The sequence below is a fragment of the Bradyrhizobium yuanmingense genome (assembly GCF_900094575.1).
GTDB lineage: Bacteria > Pseudomonadota > Alphaproteobacteria > Rhizobiales > Xanthobacteraceae > Bradyrhizobium > Bradyrhizobium yuanmingense.
Genome location: NZ_FMAE01000010.1, coordinates 113,204 through 132,446, shown reverse-complemented (window position 1 = coordinate 132,446; position 19,243 = coordinate 113,204). Strand labels below are relative to the sequence as shown.

Genomic DNA, 19,243 nt, shown 5'->3' with positions numbered 1-19,243 from the left:
CTATCTAGCCAAATTTGTCATGGAGCGCCGGAAACAGCCGGTCCGGCTTGAAGGGCGGCGCAGTAAAGCGAATGCCGGTGGCGTCCGCGATCGCGTTGCCGAGCGCGGCGGCGACCGGATTGTAAGGGCTCTCGCTCATGGACTTCGCGCCGAGCGGGCCGATCGTGTCGGACGTCTCGGCGAAGAGGACCTCCGTGCGCGGCACGTCGGCGAAAGAGGGCAGGTGGTAGTCGCGGAATTTCGGATTGGTGACGCGCCCGCTCGCGTCGATCACCATCTCCTCGTAGAGCGCAGCGCCGAGCGCCTGCGCCACGCCGCCTTCGACCTGTCCGCGGCACTGCATGGGATTGGCGACGACGCCCGCGTCCGCGGCGTGCACGCTCCTGAGAATCCGGAGCTCGCCGGTCGCCTTGTTCACCGCGACGCGAAAGCCCTGCACGTTGAACCCCACCGATCGCGGCGTGCCGCCGGACGTGCCGCTGCCTGCGAACGGCCAGCCGCGCTCGCGGGCGAGCTTCGCCAGCTCCGTAAAAGGCATGCGGCGGACGCCGCTGACGACGGAGTCCGCATCGAGCGCGCAAGTCTCCACATCGCACAGCCAGGCTCCGGCGGCGGCCGTCTTCAGCTCGCTCGCAAGCTGCACGGCTGCCGCATGCGTCGCCTTGCCCGCAACGAAGGTGCCGGCGCTGCCATACGCGCCGGTGTCGTGGCCGCCATGGGCGGTGTCGGACTGGCGCAGACGAATCTTGTCGACGGTGGTCGCCAGCGTGGTCGCCGCGATCTGGCGATGCACGGTGCTGGTGCCGTTGCCGAACTCGGCCGTGCCGACGGTGAGGTCGAAGCCTCCGTCGTCGTTGAGCGCGATCGTCGCATCGGCGAAGTGGCCGGCCGGCGGCACGGTGTCGATCATGGTCAGCGCGATGCCGTCGCCGATCAGCCAATCCGGCGACAGCTCCGGCTGCGGGGAATCAACCTGCATGGCGCGCTCGACGAGATCGAGGCACTGGTCGAGCCCGTAGGAGCCGTAGAGCACGTCGTGATATTCGGACGGCGGCGGCGACAGCATGGGATCCCCGGGCCTCACGATATTGCGCCGGCGCATCTCGTAGGGACTGAGGCCGAGCTGCCCCGCCAGTTCGTCGATCGCCGCTTCCACCGCGATCAGCGCCTGCGGCAGGCCATAGCCGCGAAACGCGCCCGCCGGCACGGTGTTGGTGTAGACGGCGACGCCGTCGACCCGCTTGTTCGGGCAATTGTAGACGGCGATGGACTCCGCCAGCGCGTGGAACATCACCGGGCCGGCATGATTGCCGTAGGCGCCGGTGTTGGAGAGCACGTCGAGCTGAAGCGCGGTAAGCTTGCCGCCCGCATCGGCGCCGGCCTTGACGTGGATCCGCATCGGATGCCGCGTCGAGGTCGCGATGAACTGCTCCTCGCGTGTCAGCTCCAGCTTGACCGGCCGCCCGGTCTTCAGCGCGGCAAGCGCCAGGATGTCCTCGACGAACATCTCCTGCTTGCCGCCAAAACCGCCCCCGACGCGTTCGCAGAACACGCGGACCTTGTCCATGGGAAGCTGGAAGATGTCCGACAGCGCACGCCGGGTCAGGAACGGCACCTGCGTCGAGGTGCGGACGGTGAGAACGCCGGAATCATCGAGCCAGGCGAGGCCGCCATGGGTCTCGAGCGCCGCGTGCTGCACGCGGTGACTGTGGAAAGTAGCCTCATAGGTGGCGGCAGATGTTGCAAGCGCCGATGCGACATCGCCGAACTCGCCATGCGTCTCCGCGACCAGGTTGCGCTGGGCATCGGCAACGCGGTTCGCAGCTGTGCGGTCGGGATGAACGACCGGCGAACCCGGGGCCATCGCCTGCTCGGGATCGATCAGCGCCGGCAGGATCTCGTAGCTGACCTTCAGCTTGCGGCACGCAGCCTCCGCGGCGGCTTCGGTCTCGGCGACGACGGCGGCAACCTTCTGGCCGATGAAACGGACGACATCGTCGAGGACGCGGGTATCCTCCGGGTCCATCCAGTCTTTCTCATGCCGCGCCGTCGAGATCAGTACGGACGGCGCATCCTCGTGCGTCAGCACGGCGTGCACTCCGGGGATGCTCAGCGCGTCCGACTTGTCGATCGCGACGATCCTCGCGTGCGCATGCGGCGAGCGCAGCAGCTTGATGTGCAGCAGACCATCGATTGCGGTGTCGAAGGTGTAGCGTGCCGTGCCGCGGACCACATCGGGGCCTGCGGGGGCGGGCAGGCTGCGGCCGAAGGCGGCGCCGGCCTCGACGCTCGCCTCGACATTGGTCTTGCCGAGGATCGCGTCCTCGATCGACCGATAGCCGGTGCAGCGGCAGATATTGCCTTTCAGCGCCGTGCCGAGATCGGTGCGCTGCGCCTGGTTCAGCGAGGCGCAGGTCAGGATCATGCCGGCGGTGCAGAATCCGCATTGAAAGCCCTGCGCATCGAGGAAGGCCTGCTGCATCGGATGCGTGCCGTGATCGCCGCCAAAGCCTTCGATCGTGGTCACGCTGCGTCCCTCGGCCCGGAACGCCGGGATCAGGCAGCTGTGCACCGGCTCGCCGTCCAGCAGCACGGTGCAGGCGCCGCAGTCGCCGGCATCGCAGCCCTTTTTCACGCCGAAATGGCCGAGCTCGCGCAGGAACGTGCGCAGGCACTGGCCGGCGCGTGGCTCCTGGGAGAACGCCTTGCCGTTGACCTCCAGGCTCATGCGGGGGGCGCTCCCAGCAGCTCGCCGCGAATCTCCTCGGCCAGGCGCAGCGTCATGTGCTTGCGCCAGAGTGGCGCGCCATGGATGTCCGTGTGGTACAGATCATCGGTAATCTCCTGCATGAGCGCGGCGCGCAGCGCGCCTGCGTCCGGGGCTTTGCGGAAGCGCAGCTGGATCGGCCGCACCGTCGACGCGGTGACCGTGAGTGTCAGCGTATCATCGGCTTCGAGACTGCCGATCAGCAGCGCCGCGGAGCGGCCGACGGGCGCCAGCGAGATCTGGCGGAAGGCCGTGCGGCGCTTCAGCGCGGGAAGCGGGATGTCGATCTGCCGGAGCAGGTCGCCTGGCGTCAGGCGATTGCGCTGGTTGCCGGTGACGAATTCGGTGACCGGAAGCCTCTGTTCACCGCCGCCGGCCTTCCAGATGGTGCAGACGCCGTCGAGTGCCGACGTCAGCGAGATCATCGATCCCGCCGGCAGCGACATGCAGAGATTGCCGCCGACGGTCGCGGTCTTCCAGATCTTGAACGAGGCAAGGAAGGCCCGGCAGCACTGGTTGATCAGCGGCGCTCCGAGCCAATCAGAGGGGCAGGCGAGTCCATCGAGCTCTGCGATGGTGCAAGTGGCGGCGATCGAGAGGTGGCTCTCTGTGATCGCAAGTGCCGGCCATTTCAGATCGGTGAGATCGATCAGTCGCGTCAGATGCGTTTGCGGCTCCGAGAACAGCCAGGTGCCGCCCGCGAGCCAAGCATCACCTGCCGTCCAAACGGGCAGCTGCGCGCGCGTTTGCGGATGGGCGACGGCTGTGATGGTATTCAAGTCCATGGCTGCGCCAACGCTTCCGACGGTTGAATGGTCCGAGCGAAGTGTTGCAAGACGGGAGCCAAGTGGCAACAACAAGTCAAAGCAAGGACGCAATCGTCCTCGGCCTTGCAGGCCCGCCGTCAGGGTGGGTGAGGAGAAGCAGGATCATGACTGAGGCAAGTTCGACCTGGATCAGGGATCCCCTGGCCATCCTCGCCGACGGGGCCGAGCGCGGCATTGTCGTGAAGGGCGGCCGAATCGTCGAGCTCGTGCCGGCGGGCGGTGTGCCCGCAACCGCCGATGTCGCAGTGTTCGATGCGGGCGAACACGTCGTGCTGCCGGGCCTGATCAATACCCATCATCATTTCTACCAGACGCTGACGCGGGCGCTGCCGGCCGCGATGGACCGCGAGCTGTTCCCCTGGCTCCAGGCGCTCTATCCGGTGTGGGCGAGGCTAACGCCGGAAGCCCTCGAGCTCGGCGTCACCGTGGCGATGTCCGAGCTTTTGCTCTCCGGCTGCACCACCACGACGGATCACCACTACGTCTTCCCGGCCGGACTCGAAGACGCCGTCGATATCGAGGTGGCGGTGGCGAAGCGCCTCGGCGTGCGCGTGCTGCTCACGCGCGGCTCGATGAACCTGTCACAGCGCGACGGCGGCTTGCCGCCCGACAGTGTCGTGCAGGACGAGGACACCATTCTCGCCGATAGCGCCCGCGTGGTCGCCAAGCATCACCAGCGCGGCGCGGATGCGATGGTGCAGATTGCGCTCGCGCCATGCTCGCCGTTCTCGGTGACGACGTCGCTGATGCGCGCCACGGCCGATCTCGCCGACAAGCTCGACGTGCGCCTGCACACCCATCTCGCCGAAACCGAGGACGAGAACAGCTTCTGCCAGCAGATGTATGGCTGCCGTCCGCTCGACTATCTCGAGCAATGCGGTTGGCTCAATGCGCGCACCTGGCTCGCCCATGGAATCTTCTTCAATCCGGACGAGATGAGACGGCTCGGCAAGGCCGGCACGACCGTCAGCCATTGTGCGTGCAGCAACCAGCTGCTCGCGTCGGGCTGTTGCCGGGTGTGCGACATGGAAGAGGCCGGCGTCGGGATCGGCATTGGTGTCGACGGCTCGGCCTCCAACGACGGATCCAACCTCATGCAGGAGGTCCGGGCCGCGTTCCTGCTGCAACGCGCGCGTTATGGCGTCACCAAGGTCAGCCACAAGGATGCCCTGCGCTGGGCCACCAAGGGTTCGGCGGCGTGTGTCGGCCGGCCGGAACTCGGCGACATCGCCGTCGGCAAGGCCGCCGATCTTGCGCTGTTCAGGCTCGACGAGCTGCGCTTCTCCGGCCACGGCGATCCGCTGGCCGCGCTCGTGCTGTGCGGGGCGCATCGCGCCGACCGGGTGATGGTGGCTGGAAAATGGGCGGTGATCGACGGTGCGATCCCGGGTCTCGATGTGGCAGACCTCATCCGCCGCCACAGTTCCGCGGCGCGGGCCATGCAGGCTGGATAGCCGGGCGAAATAGAGAAAGAGGGGGCAGCCACAAGTGCCGGGTGCTTCTGGCCACCCCCTCCGAACCTCCTCCGGGAGGAGCAGGTGATTTAGTCAATGCAAGAAGCGTGCTACTTGCCTGGCAGCTTGTCGTCGATGCCTTTCACGTAGAAATTCATGCCGAGGATCTGGCCGTCATCCAGGTGAGCGCCGCCCTTGCACTCGACCGGCTTGCCGTCCTGCCCAACGATCGGGCATTTGAACGGATGCAGCTTGCCCGCGGTGATTGCGGCCTGGGCATCCTCGGCCATTTTTTTCACATCGTCAGGCATGTTGGTGTAGGGCGCCATCGTGAACATGCGGCTGTCGAGGCCACCCCAAGTGTCCTCGGACTTCCAGGTGCCGGCGAGCTCGGCCTTGACCCGCTCGATGTAGTAGGGGCCCCAGTTGTTGATGATCGAGGTCAGCTGGGCCTTTGGCCCGAACTGGATCATTTCGGAATCCTGGCCGAAGGCCAGCTTGCCGCGTTCGCTGGCGATCTGCATGGCCGCGGGCGAATCCGTGTGCTGCATGATCACGTCGGCACCCTGGTCGATCAGCGCCTTGGCGGCGTCGGCCTCCTTGCCTGGGTCGAACCAGGTATTGGCCCAGATGATCTTGACCTTGATGTTCGGATTGATGGTCTGCGCCGCCAGTATCGTCGCGTTGATGCCGGAGACGACCTCCGGAATCGGGAACGAGCCGATATAGCCGAGCACGCCCGACTTCGACATCTTGGCCGCAATCAGGCCTTGAATGTAACGGCCCTGATACCATTTCGCCGAGTAGGTCGACATGTTCGGGTTGCGCTTGTAGCCGGTGGCGTGCTCGAAATGCACGTTCGGATATTTCTTGGCGACCTTCAGCGTCGGATCCATGTAGCCGAACGATGTGGTGAAGATCAGTTTGTTGCCGGCGCGGACGAGCTGCTCGATCGCTCGCTCGGAGTCCGGGCCTTCGGGCACGTTCTCGAGATAAGTGGTCTCGATCTTGTCGCCCAATTCTTTCACCAGCGCCTGGCGACCGAGGTCGTGCTGATAGGTCCAGCCGAGGTCTCCAATCGGACCGAGATAAACGAAGCCGACTTTCAGCTTGTCGGCGGCGGAGGCCGCACTGACGCTCCCAGCGAGCAAGAGCCCGGCAGCCAGTGCAAGAAGTGATTTCCTCATCATCGATCTCCAAACTTCGGGGGAAGCCACGATCCGCAGCATGCGCGCCCCATCGTGCACACTGCGGAAACGAAATCTAGCGGTCGGGCACGAACACCGTGCCGAGCGCGGCCGGTGCGGTCGAGCCGCCCGTGCGCGCGCGGGAGAGCAGGACCAGCACGATGACGGTCGCGAGATAAGGCAGCGCCGACATGAATTGCGAGGGAATGCCGACGCCCCATCCTTGCGCATGCAGTTGCAGGATCGTCACCGCGCCGAACAGATAGGCGCCGACGACGAGCCGGCCCGGCCGCCAGGACGAGAACACCACCAGCGCCAGCGCGATCCAACCGCGGCCTGCGGTCATGCCCGGAATGAAGAACGGCGTATAGGCGAGCGGCAGATAGGCGCCCGCAAGACCCGCGCAGGCGCCGCCGAACATCACGGCCAAGGTGCGGATGCGCAGGACGGGATAGCCGAGCGCATGCGCGGAAGCGTGATTGTCGCCGCAGGCTCGCAGGATCAATCCCGCCCGTGTGCGGTACAGGAACCACCACACCGCGACGATCAGCGCGATCGAGAAATAGACGAAGCCATTCTCGCCGAACAGCACGCGGCCGATCAGGGGGACATTAGTGAGACCGGGAATCACGAGTTGCACGGCCGGCGTGATGCGCTCGCCGACGAAGCCGGCGCCGATCAGACCCGAGAGGCCAACACCCAGGATGGTCAGCGCGAGGCCGGTTGCGACCTGGTTGACGGCAAGCCCGAGTGCCATCAGCGCGAAGACGAGCGACATCAGCGTGCCCGCGACGATGCCGAACAGCGCGCCGATAAAGATCGATCCGGTCAGCCAGGCGCCGGCAAAGCCACAGGCCGCGCCGACGATCATCATGCCCTCGACCCCGAGGTTGAGCACGCCGGAACGCTCGGCCACGAGCTCGCCGGTCGCCGCAATCAACAGCGGCGTCGATGCGGCAAGCACCGCCAGGATGATGGCCTCAACCAGCTCCACGGGCCACCACCTTTCGGTTCGGGAACACCAGCTTGAAGCGGTAGAGAATGAGGGAGTCGCAGGCGAGCACGTAAAACAGCAGAATGCCCTGAAAGACCTTGGTGACATCAAGCGGAATCTTCATCGCGATCTGCGCCTGCTCGCCGCCGATAAAGGTCAACGCGAGGAAGAGGCCTGCAACTAATATTCCAAGCGGGTTCAGTCGGCCGAGGAAAGCGACGATGATCGCGGTAAAGCCGTAGCCTGGCGAGATGCCGGGCTGGAGATGTCCGACTGGACCCGCCACCTCGATGATGCCGGCAAGCCCGGCCAGCGCCCCGGAGACGGCGAAGGTCAGGATGATGAGCTGGTTGGCGTTGAAGCCGCCGAACCGCGCGGCGCGCGGCGCAGCGCCGACCACGCGGATCTCGAAACCCTTGATGGTGCGCCCGAGCAGGATCGCGGCTGCCGCGACGACGAGCAGGGCGATGGTCGAGCCGAGATGCAGCCGGCCGCCTTCGATCAGCAACGGCACGGTCGCTACCGGATCGAACTCGGCCGTGGTCGGGAAATTGAAGCCGTGCGGATCGCGCCAGGGGCCGCGCACGAGATAGTCGAGGAAGAGGTCGGCGACATAGACCAGCATCAGGCTGGTCAGGATCTCGCTGGCGCCGAATTTCACCTTGCAGATCGCCGGGATCAGCGCATAGAGCGCGCCCGCAGCGGCGGCGAGGACGAGCATAGCCGGCAGCACCCAGGCGCCGGCGTCAGTACCTTGCGTCTTCACCGCGATCCAGCTTCCCGCGACTGCGCCGATCAGGAATTGCCCTTCGGCGCCGATGTTCCAGGCGTTGGCGAGATAGCACAGCGACAGGCCGATCGCGATCATCACCAGCGGCGTCGCCTTCACCGCGATCTCCTGGAGCGAATAGCCGTCGGTGAGGGGCGCAATGAAATAGGCGTGCAGGGCAAGCAGTGGATTCTTGCCGAGGATCGCGAACAGGATGACCATGGTCACGATCGTGAGGCCAATCGCGATCAGGGGGGACACCAGCGCGATCGTGCCGGAGCGCTCGGCACGCTTCTCAAGCACCAGCTGCATGCGCGATCTCCTTTGGCTGCAGGCTGCTGCCGCCCATCAGAAGGCCCAGCTTCTCGCGACTTGCTTCGCGTGCCGAGAGCGGAGCCGACAGCTTGCCGTGGAACATCACGGCGATGCGGTCGGCAATCTCGGCGAGCTCGTCGAGATCCTGGCTGGTCACGAGGACCGCGGCGCCTGCGGTGGCGAGATCAAGCAGCGCCTGACGGATGACGGCGGCGGCGCCGGCATCGACGCCCCAGGTCGGCTGGCTCACCACCAGTACCGCGGGATTGCGCAGGATCTCGCGTCCCACGATGAACTTCTGCAGATTGCCGCCGGACAGGCTGGCGGCCTCGGGATCGCGCTTGGCCTTGCGGACGTCGAAGGTTTCGGTGGCGCGGTCGACCGTTCTCAGCGTAGCCGCCGTATCGATGAATCCGCGACGGACCATGCCGCTGGCGGCATGGCCGGTGAGCAGCGCGTTCTCCGACAGTCTCATCCGCGGCGCGGTGCCGTGGCCGAGTCGCTCCTCGGGAACGAAGGCCGCCCCCAGCTTGCGCCGCTGGGTGATCGAAAGGTGACCGGCGGCGATGCCCTCGATCACCACCGTTCCGGGATTCTTCGCGAGACGCTCGCCGGAGAGCGCTGCGAACAATTCGTCCTGGCCGTTACCGGCGACGCCGGCGATACCGAGAATCTCGCCGCCCTTCAGCTCGAATGAGATGTGCTCGAGCCGCACGCCGTGCGCTTCGACGGGAGCCAGCGAGAGATCGTTGACGACGAGCCGCGGCACGGTGGTCCTGCGGCCGGATGCGCCCTTCACCTCCTTGACCTCGCCGCCGACCATCATCCGCGCAAGTGAGGCGGCGGTTTCGAGCCGCGGGTTGCAGGTCTCGACCTTCCTGCCGCCGCGCAGGATCGTCGCGGTGTCGCAGAGCCGCTTCACCTCCTCCAGCTTGTGGCTGATATAGAGGATGGCGCGGCCCTCGGCCTTGAGGCGATCCAGCACGATGAAGAGCTGGTCAGCCTCCTGCGGCGTCAGCACCGCGGTGGGCTCGTCCAGGATCAGGAATTTCGGATCCTGCATCAGGGCGCGGACGATCTCGATGCGCTGACGCTCGCCGACGGAGAGTTGCCACACCTCACGCCTGGGATCGAGCGGCAGACCGTAAGTCTTCGACACCTGTTCCAGCCGGGCCGACATGTCCTTGAAGGATTCCTTGCCGTCGAGGCCGAGCGCGACGTTCTCGGCAACCGTGAGATTGTCGAACAGCGAGAAGTGCTGGAACACCATGCCGATGCCGCGGATGCGCGCTTCGGACGGACCGGACAGCACGATCCGCTCGCCCTGCCAGTGAATCTCGCCGGCGCTGGGCTGGATCAGTCCGTAGATCGCCTTGACCAGCGTCGACTTGCCGGCGCCGTTCTCGCCCAGCAGGGCGTGGATTTCCCTCGGCCGGATCTCGATATCGATGCAATCGTTGGCGAGGAAATCGCCATAGCGTTTGGTGAGGCCGATGGTCCTCAGGAGCGGGGACTCGCCGGAATGCTGGCCGTTGGATGTCGGATCTAACATTCGTTGATGCGCTTGCATGGGTGACGTGCCTCAATACTGGGCCAGTTTGGACCCCGGCGTAAGATGTGAAAAAGCATCATCCCTTGCTCAACGCGTCGGCAGGCTCTCGGCCCAGCGCCGGTCATCGATTCCGAGCAATCATATCCCGCAAACAGCACCCGGACGGTTGGGGGCGATCGCGTCTGCGAGCGGTGCCTGTTGCAAATTTGTGACGGTCCAAGGCAAATCGGAACCCGCTGCGCAGACCTGACGCCATGTTGAGCAACGGACGCGTCGGTCGTCCATCGCGGGGAGCGCAGCGGCCGCAATGGCTGCCTCAATGCGGCACTCCACGGTGTCGTCCCCTTTGGGATGTGCTGCTACTTCGTCCAAACGGCGTCGTGCAGCGCTTCGGCTTCGTCTTCGAGCAGTGGGCCGACGACCTCCGTCGGCCGCTGGCCGCTGGCAAAGACCTCGCGGCATGGCAGGTTGAGCGTCGGATTTTCCGGATGGTTGCCGGTGATGCCGCGCAGGCGATGCTCGCTGAGGCCATAGACGACACGGCCAATACCGGCCCAGTAGATCGCGCCGGCACACATCGCGCAGGGTTCGGCTGAGGAATAGAGCGTGGCCTTCGCCAGCACCTCGCGATCGAGCGTACGGCAGGCCTGGGTGGCTGCGAGACGCTCGGCATGCGCGGTGCCGTCGCGATCCGGCATGTAGCCGTTCTCAGTCTCGATCAGCACCTTGCCGTCGGCATCGACGACGATACAGCCGAAGGGATGGTTGCCATGGGTGAGGGAACGGCCGGCGACCGCGAAAGACAGGCGCAGAAAGTGCTCGTCCCGCCCGGATGCGTCGCCCATCGATCCTCCGTTCAGTGCCCTGCCATGTGGCGGCCGACCACCGTGAGATCGGCTTCGCTGGTCCGCGCTTCATACACGAATTCGCCGTGGAACATCACCACCAGCCGATCTGACAGTTCGAGCAGTTCGTCGAGGTCCTCGCTGACGAGCAGGACGGCGGCGCCGCGGTTGCGTGCGGCCATGATCTCGGCATGGATCTGCGCCACCGCCGCGAAATCGAGGCCGAAGCAGGGATTGGCGGCGATCAGCACCTCGACGTCGCCGCCGAGCTCGCGGGCCAGCACAGCCCGCTGCACATTGCCGCCCGACAGCGCCGAGATCGGCGTATCGGGCGAGCGGGTCTTGATCTTGTACCGGGCAATCTTCGTCCTCGCGTCGTCGCGAAAGGCGCTGGAATTGAGCCACCAGCCGCCACTTGCAAAGGGTGCGCGGTCGAATTCTCGGAAGGCGATGTTGTCGGCGACGCTCATGCCGCCGACGCAGGCATTCTTCAGCGGCTCCTCGGGCAGCAGCGACATCCTGTGCCGCCGCATCTCCTCGCGGCTTGCGTGATAGGGATCGCCGGCGACGCGCACCTCCCCGCTCTCGGCCTCGCGCTGGCCGGCCAGCACCTCGACGAGCTGGCGCTGGCCATTCCCGGAAACGCCGGCGATGCCGACGATCTCGCCGGCGCGAACGGTGAGCGAGACATCGTGCACGGCAACGGCGCCCGCATCGTCCAGGGCGCGGAGCTTTTGGAGCTCCAGCCTGGCCTGACCGGCTTCGCCGGTGCGCGGCGGCTGCACCGTCAACTCCTCGGCACCGATCATGGTGCGGGCCATCGCGTCCGGCGTCAGCTCGGAAACCTTGCCGGCTCCAGCGAGCTTGCCGCGGCGCAGGATGGTGACGTCATCGGCAAACGCCATGACCTCGCGGAACTTGTGCGTGATCATCAGGATGGTCAGCTCGCCCTCCACAACCATGTCGCGGAGCATGCCGAGCACCTCGTCGGCTTCCGCCGGGGTCAGCACCGAGGTCGGCTCGTCCAGGATCAGGAAGCGTCGCTTCAGATAGAGCTGCTTGAGGATCTCGCACTTCTGCCGTTCGCCGGCAGAGATGTCGGAGACCTTTGCGGAGAGCGGTACCTTGAAGGGCATGCGGCCCAAGAACGCCTCCAGCTCCTTCATCTCCTTCGGCCAGTTCACCACGGCCGGCACGTCGTCGCGCGCCAGCACGAGATTTTCGGCAACGGTCATCGCCGGCACCAGCGTAAAATGCTGATAGACCATGCCGAGGCCGAGCGCGTGGGCATCCTTCGGGTTGGCGATCGCCTGCTCGCGGCCGCCGACGAGAATGTCGCCTTCGGTCGCGTGGTAATAGCCCATTATGCATTTGACGAGGGTGGATTTGCCGGCGCCATTCTCGCCGAGCAGCGCATGGAACGAGCCCGGCCGCACCTTCAGCTCGACATTGTCCAGCGCCAGGAAGTCGCCGAAGCGCATGGTCATGGCGATGGCATCGACGCCGAAGGCGCCCGATGGCGGCGGCGTTTCGCCGATGATCACGAAATCGCTCCGATGAAGGCATCAGAGGTCGAGACTGCGCCGAACACGCCGCCCTGCATCTTGATCATCTTCAGCGCGTGGTCGTGGTTGCTCTTGTCGGTCGCGCCGCAGCAATCGTGCAGCAGGACGCATTCGAAGCCGCGGTCGTTGGCCTCGCGCATCGTGGTGTGGACGCAGACGTCGGTCGTGATCCCGGTCAGCACGATGTTCTCGATGCCGCGCACGCGCAGGATCAGCTCCAGATCAGTGGCGCAGAACGAGCCCTTGCCGGGCTTGTCGATGATCGGCTCGCCCGGTAGCGGCGCGAGTTCTTCGATGATGTCCCAGCCGGGCTCGCCGCGCACCAGGATGCGTCCGCACGGGCCGGGATCGCCGATGCCGGCGCCGATTTGGTGCGAGCGCCAGCGCTTGTTGGCGGGCAGGTCGGAGAGATCGGGGCGGTGGCCCTCGCGGGTATGGATGATATGGAAGCCTTGCTTGCGCATCACTGCGAGCAGCCGCTTGATCGGCTCGATCGGTGCCCGTGTCAGCGAGAGGTCGTAGCCCATCTTGTCGACATAGCCGCCGACGCCGCAGAAATCGGTCTGCATGTCGATGATGATCAGCGCGGTGTTCTCGGGGCGGAGATCACCATTGTAGGGCCAGGCATAGGGCTCGGACTTGATGTAGCGCTCGGGCATGGACGACCTCGTGCGTGTTACCGTGTGATCGAGAGTTCGGCGGGCGCGCCGGTCAGCGTCCGCTTCGGCGAGCAGGTGATGATCATGATCGCCAGCGTCAGGATGTAGGGCGCGGCGTTGAATAGGTGATAGCCAGAGGTGACGCCGACCGATTGCAGCGCCGGACCCAGCGCCGCCGCGCCGCCGAAGGCGAGCGAGGCCCACAGGCAGAGCAGGGGATCCCAGCGCGCGAAGATCACGAGCGCCACGGCGGTGATGCCCTGGCCCGAGGAAAGGCCCTCGTTCCAGCTTCCGGGATAGAACAGGGACAGAAACGAGCCGCCGATGCCCGCGAGGAAACCACCGGCCATGGTGGCGCGCAGGCGGATCAGCAGCACGGAATGGCCCATCGCGCGTGCGGCATCCGCGCTCTCGCCGGCGGTGCGGATGAGCAAGCCCCAGCGGGTGGTGCGGAAGGCCCAATAGAGGATTGGCGCCAGCGCCACGCCGATCAGGAACAGCACGTTGATGCGCAGCGCTGCCTGGACTTGCGGGATGTCGCTCCACCAGCCGAAGTCGACGGCGGGCAGCCGCGGCGCTGTCGGCTCGATCAGCGGCTTGCCGAGATAGAACGCAAGGCCAGTGCCGAACAGCATCAAGGCGATGCCCACGGCAACGTCGTTGACGCGCGGCAGCGAGCAAATGCCGGCATGCAGCGCACCCAGCAGCGCGCCGGTGATGCCGGCGGCAAGCACCCCGAGCCACGGAGAGCCGGTGAGATAGGAGATGCCATAGGCGCTCATCGCGCCCATCACCAGCGTGCCTTCCAGGCCGAGATTGATGCGGCCCGCACGCTCGGTGATGCATTCGCCCAGGCTCACGAACAGGAATGGGGTGGAGACGCGAATGGCGCCGCCGAGGACGGCGAGCGGGACGGTCCAGAGGCCGATCGATCCGTCTGCCATCTCAGGATTTTCCCTTCAGGAATCCGATGCGGCCGTAGAGCGCATCGCTGGCGAGCACGAAGACGAAGATGATGCCCTGCAGCACCAGCACGGACGCATCGGGCAGCCCCAGGCGGCGTTGAAGCAGGCCGCCGCTGGCGCTGATGCCGCCGAGCAGGATCGCGACGGGGATGATGGCGAGCGGATTCTGCCGCGCCAGAAAGGCGACGAGAATGCCGGTGAAGCCGTAGCCGGCGGCGAGGTTGGCGTTGGTGCGTCCCTGCACCGCGGCGACCTCGACCATGCCGGCGAGGCCAGCCGCGCCGCCGGCAAGGAAGCAGACGGTCAGGATCAGCTTGTCGACGCCGAGACCGACGATCTTCGCAGCACGGATGTTGCCGCCCGCCACGCGCGCGGCGAAGCCGAACACGGTGTGATAGATCAGGATGTAAGAGGCGATCGCGGCGACCAGGCCGAACACGAGGCCCCAATGCACGTCGGTGCCGGGAATGGAGCCGATCATGTTAGCGGCGCCGATCTCGCGGGTCGACGGCTTGTTGAGGCTGGCGGGATCGCGCATCAGCCCCTCGACGAGATGGTTGAGGATCGCGAGCGCGATGTAGACGAGCAGCAGGCTCGAGATGGTCTCGTTGACGCCGCGATATTGCCGCAAGCCACCCGCGAGCATGATCCACAGCCCGCCGCCGATCACGCCGGCGCAGACCATGGCGATCTGGACGACGAGCGGCGGCATGCCCTGAAGCGCGAGTGCGGCGCTGGTTGCCGACAACGCGCCGATCAGCAGCGCGCCTTCGCCACCGATGATGACCATGCCGAGCTGCGCCGGCAGCGCGGTACAGAGTGCGGTGAGGATCAGGGGCGCTGCGCGCGTCAGCGTGTTCTGCCAGGAGAACCAGGTGCCGAACGCGCCGTAATACATGTAGAAATAGAGATCGAGCGGATTCTTGCCGAACATCGCGACGAAGATGCCGAACACCGCGAGCGCGCCGACCAGCGCCGCGCCCGGGATCAGGACATATTCGATCGTGCCGCCGTGACGCTGGAGGAAACCGGGATCGGCGGCCGGGGCGACTGTCCCGACCGCATCCGTGGAATCCGCCGCTTCCGTCGTCACGAAGTGGCTCCGAGCACGCCCTCGACGAGGTAGTCCATTTTCTCCAGTTCAGGATCCTTCTGACCGCGATTGGTGCCGGCGGGGATCACTGTCTTGCCCTTGTTGTCGACCAGCCCACCCTTGAAGATGGCGTAGCCTTCTGCCGACAGGAATTTGGCCTTGGCCTCGTCGGCCGCCTTGCGCGCTTCGGCCGAGACCGCTTCCCCATAGGGCGAGGTCTTGACGATCTCTTCCTTCAGGCCGCCGCGGTAGAAATTCGGAATGCCTTCGCCGGAGGCGATCATCTTGACGAACTTCGGATAGAGCGCTTCCCAGTTCCACTCCGCGCCGGTGAGATAGGCCTTGGGTGCCAGCGCCGACTGGTTGGTGTGATAGCCACAGACGAAGGCGCCGCGCCGCGCCGCGTTCTCGACCATGGTCTTGGGCCCATCGACGTGGCAGGTGAGCACGTCCACGCCCTGATCGATCAGGCTGTTGGTGGCTTCGGCCTCCTTGACCGGCATCGACCAGTCGCCGGTGAAGATCACCTGCGTGGTGGCCTTTGGATTGACGGACTTGGCGCCAAGCGTGAAGGCGTTGATGTTGCGCAGCACTTGAGGGATCGGCTTGGCCGCGACAAAGCCGAGCTTGCTGCTCTTCGATGTCAGGCCGGCAACGATGCCGGAGATGTACTGAGCCTCGTCGATGTAGCCGAAATAGCTGCCGGCGTTCTTGGGGTCCTTCTCGCTCCAGAGGCCGCCGCAATGCTCGAAGCGGAGCTTCGGGTACTTGTTGGCCATCTTGATCATGTGCGGATTGTAGTAACCGAACGAGGTCGGGAAGAGCAGGGTGGCGCCGTCGAGATTGATCATGGACTCGATCGTCTTCTCGACCGCGTCGGTCTCCGGCACCTTTTCTTCCTCGACCACCTTGAGCCCAGGAATCTTCTTCAGCGCCGCCGCGCCCTGCGCGTGTGCCTGGTTGTAGCCGTAGTCGTCGCGCGAGCCGACATAGATGAAGCCGATGGTGGTCTCGGCCGCGAAGGCCGGGCGGAGGCCCGCTGCCGCGCCGAGGGTGAGGGCCGCGCCGCCCTGCAACACATGACGTCGTGAAATCCTGCCAGAATCCATTGCTCGCTCCCCTTGGCGGATGCCCCGCCTTGATCTCACGGCTGCGCCGGCTTGGCGGAGCCGGGATCAGGTGTCGCAAGCTTCGTGCCAGAGACTATGAAGCGTGCAGTTCTTTATAAGTAATTGAATTAAATATCGAATGATGTGCGTTCTGAACTTGGCGAGGAAAGTGGCAGTCTAATTCATAGGCAATATAAAGGTATTGTATGCAGAGGAGTTGAGCAGCCAGAACCTGCTCGCGCATGTGCATGACCCGCGTCGGACGGTCGGCCGGCAAGGCGCATTCATGCTAACCACGCGCTGACTGAGACGGCGCCGGAGGATGTCCGCTGGCACCGAACTTGTATCGATTGTCGTCAGGACCGCCGTGTCCTCAGAAGATGGAAAGCTCGCCGAGATGGGCGCTGGTACCGTTCACGATGCATCGCTCGGCAATGAGATCGTTCGCCGGATCAACCAGCTCGGCGCGATCTCGGAAGAGCCCGAGAAGCTCACCCGCATCTTCCTCAGCAAGGAGCTGCGCAAGGCCGCGGACCTCATCATGGGGTGGATGCGCGAGGCCGGCATGAGCGCCCATCTCGATGCCATCGGCAATGTCTGCGGACGGTACGAAGGCGACCGGCCGGACATGCCCTGCCTGATGCTCGGCTCGCATTACGATACCGTGCGCGATGCCGGCAAATGGGATGGACCGCTGGGTGTGATCACGGCGATCTCTTGCGTCGCCGATCTCAACCGCCGCGGCAAGCGCCTGCCATTTGCGATCGAGGTGATCGGCTTTGCCGACGAGGAGGGGGTGCGGTTCGCTTCGACCTTGCTCGGCAGCCGTGCGGTGGCCGGCACCTTCGATCAGAGCGTGCTGAATACGCGCGACCGCGACGGCGTGTCGATGCGCGAGGCGCTCGTGCAGTTCGGCCTCGATCCCGACCATATCGGTGCGGCCGCGCGCGCGCGGCGCGAGCTGCTTGCCTATCTCGAATTGCACATCGAGCAGGGGCCGGTGCTAGAAGCGCAGAACCTGCCGGTGGGCGTCGTCACCGCCATTACCGGGGCCACGCGCCTTGCGGCCCGGCTCACCGGTATGGCCGGTCACGCCGGCACCGTGCCGATGGCGCTGCGCCGAGATGCGCTCGCCGGCGCGGCCGAATGCATCAATGCGATCGAGCAATTTTGCCGCACCGACGAGGGCGACCTCGTCGGCACCGTGGGCTACATCCAGGCGAGGCCCGGCGCGACCAACGTCATTCCGGGTGAGGTATCCTTCACCATCGACATGCGCGCGCCGACCGACATGCATCGCAAGCGCGCGGTGGCCGATGTCGTCCGCCAGATAGAGGCGATCGCCAAGCGGCGACAGCTGGCGCTTCAGCTCGACGTTACCCACGAGAACCGCACCGCGCCCTGCGCGCCCTGGCTGAAGCAGCAGATCGCGCAAGCGATCGAAGCCGAAGGCTTCTCCGTGTTCGAGCTGCCGAGCGGGGCAGGGCACGACGGCATGGCGATGATCGACATTGCCGATGTCGGCATGATCTTCGTCCGCTGCCGCGGCGGCATCAGCCATCACCCGGACGAGCATGTCGCGCTCGCCGATGCCGACGCCGGCGCGCGTGTGCTGCTGCGGGTGATCGAGAATTTCGGGCCGCGTAAGGCCTAGGCGAGCGTCACGAACCCGCAAGTCACCGGGTAGAGATACGAATCAGTCATGTTTAAGATGGCGGCCATCATCACGAGGGTCACGAGACAATCAGCCGATTGACGGACATGAACAGCGACATCTCTTTTCCATCACATCGTGAAAACCGGTTCTATCAGGGGATGGCTGCGACCTTCGTCGCCAACGCCCTTCAGGCGGTCAATTTCCTCGGTGATCGATTCCTGAGACAATCGCATCATTCGTTGTCGGCGATCGAGGACCTCTATCGGCACTCGATGGACAGCGCCTTTTCGGTGACCGAGGCCTTCCTCGTCACCGGCGCACCGCACGCCTCGGCCTATTACCCCCGCGACTTCGCCTGGTTCTATCCCGACGTTCTCGATCCTGAAACCATCATGGATGCGCAGGACGCCGTGCGACGGGTCCGTCTGCTCGAGAAGAGCGTGCGCCTGCTGCTGGAGGCCGTTCGCGCCGACGTGGTCACCACGACCATCGTACCGGCCGGGCGCGGCCGGTATCTCGGCGTGAACTATTTTTCGCGACCCTCGGATACGCTGCTCGGCATTCTCGCCGGTCTGCAGCAGATGATCTCTGCCGAGGAGAGGGCGTCGTCCTACCTTGCGATGTCGCAATGCGCGCATGCCGGCCGCTTGTTGTTGGCCGAATATGGCGGAGACCTGAAGCGCGCGATCCTGAAGCTTGCGAGCGAGCTGGAGTCCTTCGACGCTGACGGCACCAGATATTTGCTGTGCGACGCCAGCGGCCCGCGCTCCGCGGCGACGGATACCCGCGCCGAGCGCCGGCGTTTCGTCACCAATGCCTGCGTCTACACGACCTTCGTGTGGGGCGTGCAGCTCGGGATCGTCGGCGAGAACGAGCTGAAGCGGCTGCTCGGGCGCGACCTTGCGCAGTACAAGAGGGATCTGCTCCGCCTCTTCGGCAAGAACGGCTACATCAGGCATTCCCTGGACGGCCCGGCGAGCTCACCGGCATCGTCGGTCGCATTGGATTTCGTCAGCGTGCATCGCGGCTTCTGGGATATGAGCGAGGCGAGCGAGCGCGCGCTGTTCGCGGCCACGACGGATCTGATCATCGCCGAGCCACGGTTTCGCATTCCGAGCACGTTCCACTTCCTGGTTTCGGCGGACAACCCGCGGACCAAGATGATCCACAAGATTGCAGCTCCCGCATATCAGGGGCGTTCCTCCTGGCCGACGTTCAACGTCGAATTTGCCGACCGCATGCTGGATTACGATGAGTTCTCGGGTGGCGATACCTATCGGGCCTGCGCGCAAGGAATCCTGAAGGACATTCGCGCCGCGACCGAACTCCACGGCGGCTATCAGGAGCTGATTTCGGAGCAGGGTCTGAAGTATCGCACCTGGGCCTATAAGGGTGCCGTGGCCCACTCGTGGTTTCCGCGCTTTCTGTCGGTCTGGAGGAGGGCCTACGGCACGCCACTCCTCCAGTGGAACGATTGATCGCCGA

15 protein-coding genes are annotated in these 19,243 nt (G+C 65.4%); 3 read left to right on the top strand and 12 right to left on the bottom strand.

Annotated elements, in window-relative coordinates; genetic code table 11:
- Positions 1–4: 4 nt before the first annotated feature.
- Both GA0061099_RS31375 and GA0061099_RS31370 read right to left on the bottom strand, forming a co-directional pair.
- On the bottom strand, positions 5–2,728 hold the full coding sequence (locus GA0061099_RS31375) for a molybdopterin-dependent oxidoreductase (protein ID WP_074448220.1): 2,724 nt from the start codon (positions 2,726–2,728) through the stop codon (positions 5–7).
- Positions 2,725–3,552: an FAD binding domain-containing protein gene (locus tag GA0061099_RS31370; protein WP_036007794.1), complete on the bottom strand. Its 828-nt coding sequence runs from the start codon at positions 3,550–3,552 to the stop codon at positions 2,725–2,727. The genes GA0061099_RS31375 and GA0061099_RS31370 overlap by 4 nt, the downstream gene beginning before the upstream one ends.
- Positions 3,553–3,698: 146 nt before the next feature.
- On the opposite strand from GA0061099_RS31370, the gene GA0061099_RS31365 reads away from it, so the two are divergent.
- A complete protein-coding gene (locus GA0061099_RS31365; protein WP_036007810.1) occupies positions 3,699–5,048 on the top strand; it encodes an 8-oxoguanine deaminase in 1,350 nt (449 codons plus the stop codon).
- A 110-nt stretch (positions 5,049–5,158) separates the two neighbouring features.
- Here GA0061099_RS31365 and GA0061099_RS31360 read toward each other — a convergent pair whose 3' ends face one another.
- From GA0061099_RS31360 to GA0061099_RS31315, 10 genes are all read right to left on the bottom strand, one after another.
- Positions 5,159–6,235, bottom strand: coding sequence for a BMP family ABC transporter substrate-binding protein (locus GA0061099_RS31360; protein WP_036007807.1), 1,077 nt, complete (start codon positions 6,233–6,235; stop codon positions 5,159–5,161).
- Positions 6,236–6,311: 76 nt separating this feature from the next.
- Positions 6,312–7,229 carry an ABC transporter permease gene (locus tag GA0061099_RS31355; RefSeq protein ID WP_036007791.1) on the bottom strand — a complete coding sequence of 306 codons (918 nt, stop codon included), beginning with the start codon at positions 7,227–7,229 and terminating at the stop codon, positions 6,312–6,314.
- On the bottom strand, positions 7,216–8,310 hold the full coding sequence (locus GA0061099_RS31350) for an ABC transporter permease (protein ID WP_036028826.1): 1,095 nt from the start codon (positions 8,308–8,310) through the stop codon (positions 7,216–7,218). Before GA0061099_RS31350 ends, GA0061099_RS31355 begins: the two co-directional genes overlap by 14 nt.
- Positions 8,294–9,865: an ABC transporter ATP-binding protein gene (locus GA0061099_RS31345; protein WP_036007730.1), complete on the bottom strand. Its 1,572-nt coding sequence runs from the start codon at positions 9,863–9,865 to the stop codon at positions 8,294–8,296. The genes GA0061099_RS31350 and GA0061099_RS31345 overlap by 17 nt, the downstream gene beginning before the upstream one ends.
- 359 nt (positions 9,866–10,224) lie before the next feature.
- The gene (locus tag GA0061099_RS31340; protein WP_036007727.1) at positions 10,225–10,710 is read right to left on the bottom strand and encodes a nucleoside deaminase; all 486 of its coding nucleotides are present in this window, start codon (positions 10,708–10,710) and stop codon (positions 10,225–10,227) included.
- Positions 10,711–10,721: 11 nt separating this feature from the next.
- Positions 10,722–12,254, bottom strand: a complete 1,533-nt coding sequence (locus GA0061099_RS31335) for an ABC transporter ATP-binding protein (RefSeq protein WP_036007723.1) — start codon at positions 12,252–12,254, stop codon at positions 10,722–10,724.
- The gene (gene biuH / locus GA0061099_RS31330) at positions 12,251–12,934 is read right to left on the bottom strand and encodes a biuret amidohydrolase (protein ID WP_036007721.1); all 684 of its coding nucleotides are present in this window, start codon (positions 12,932–12,934) and stop codon (positions 12,251–12,253) included. Before biuH ends, GA0061099_RS31335 begins: the two co-directional genes overlap by 4 nt.
- A gap of 17 nt (positions 12,935–12,951) precedes the next feature.
- Positions 12,952–13,878, bottom strand: a complete 927-nt coding sequence (locus GA0061099_RS31325) for an ABC transporter permease (RefSeq protein ID WP_036007718.1) — start codon at positions 13,876–13,878, stop codon at positions 12,952–12,954.
- A 1-nt stretch (position 13,879) separates the two neighbouring features.
- Positions 13,880–14,992: an ABC transporter permease gene (locus GA0061099_RS31320; RefSeq protein ID WP_036007716.1), complete on the bottom strand. Its 1,113-nt coding sequence runs from the start codon at positions 14,990–14,992 to the stop codon at positions 13,880–13,882.
- On the bottom strand, positions 14,989–16,101 hold the full coding sequence (locus GA0061099_RS31315) for a BMP family ABC transporter substrate-binding protein (protein ID WP_036007715.1): 1,113 nt from the start codon (positions 16,099–16,101) through the stop codon (positions 14,989–14,991). The genes GA0061099_RS31320 and GA0061099_RS31315 overlap by 4 nt, the downstream gene beginning before the upstream one ends.
- Before the next feature lie 397 nt (positions 16,102–16,498).
- Here GA0061099_RS31315 and GA0061099_RS31310 point away from each other — a divergent pair, with 397 nt between their 5' ends.
- Positions 16,499–17,755 carry an allantoate amidohydrolase gene (locus tag GA0061099_RS31310; RefSeq protein ID WP_036007776.1) on the top strand — a complete coding sequence of 419 codons (1,257 nt, stop codon included), beginning with the start codon at positions 16,499–16,501 and terminating at the stop codon, positions 17,753–17,755.
- A gap of 107 nt (positions 17,756–17,862) precedes the next feature.
- Positions 17,863–19,236, top strand: coding sequence for a hypothetical protein (locus GA0061099_RS31305; protein WP_036007712.1), 1,374 nt, complete (start codon positions 17,863–17,865; stop codon positions 19,234–19,236).
- Positions 19,237–19,243: the final 7 nt, after the last annotated feature.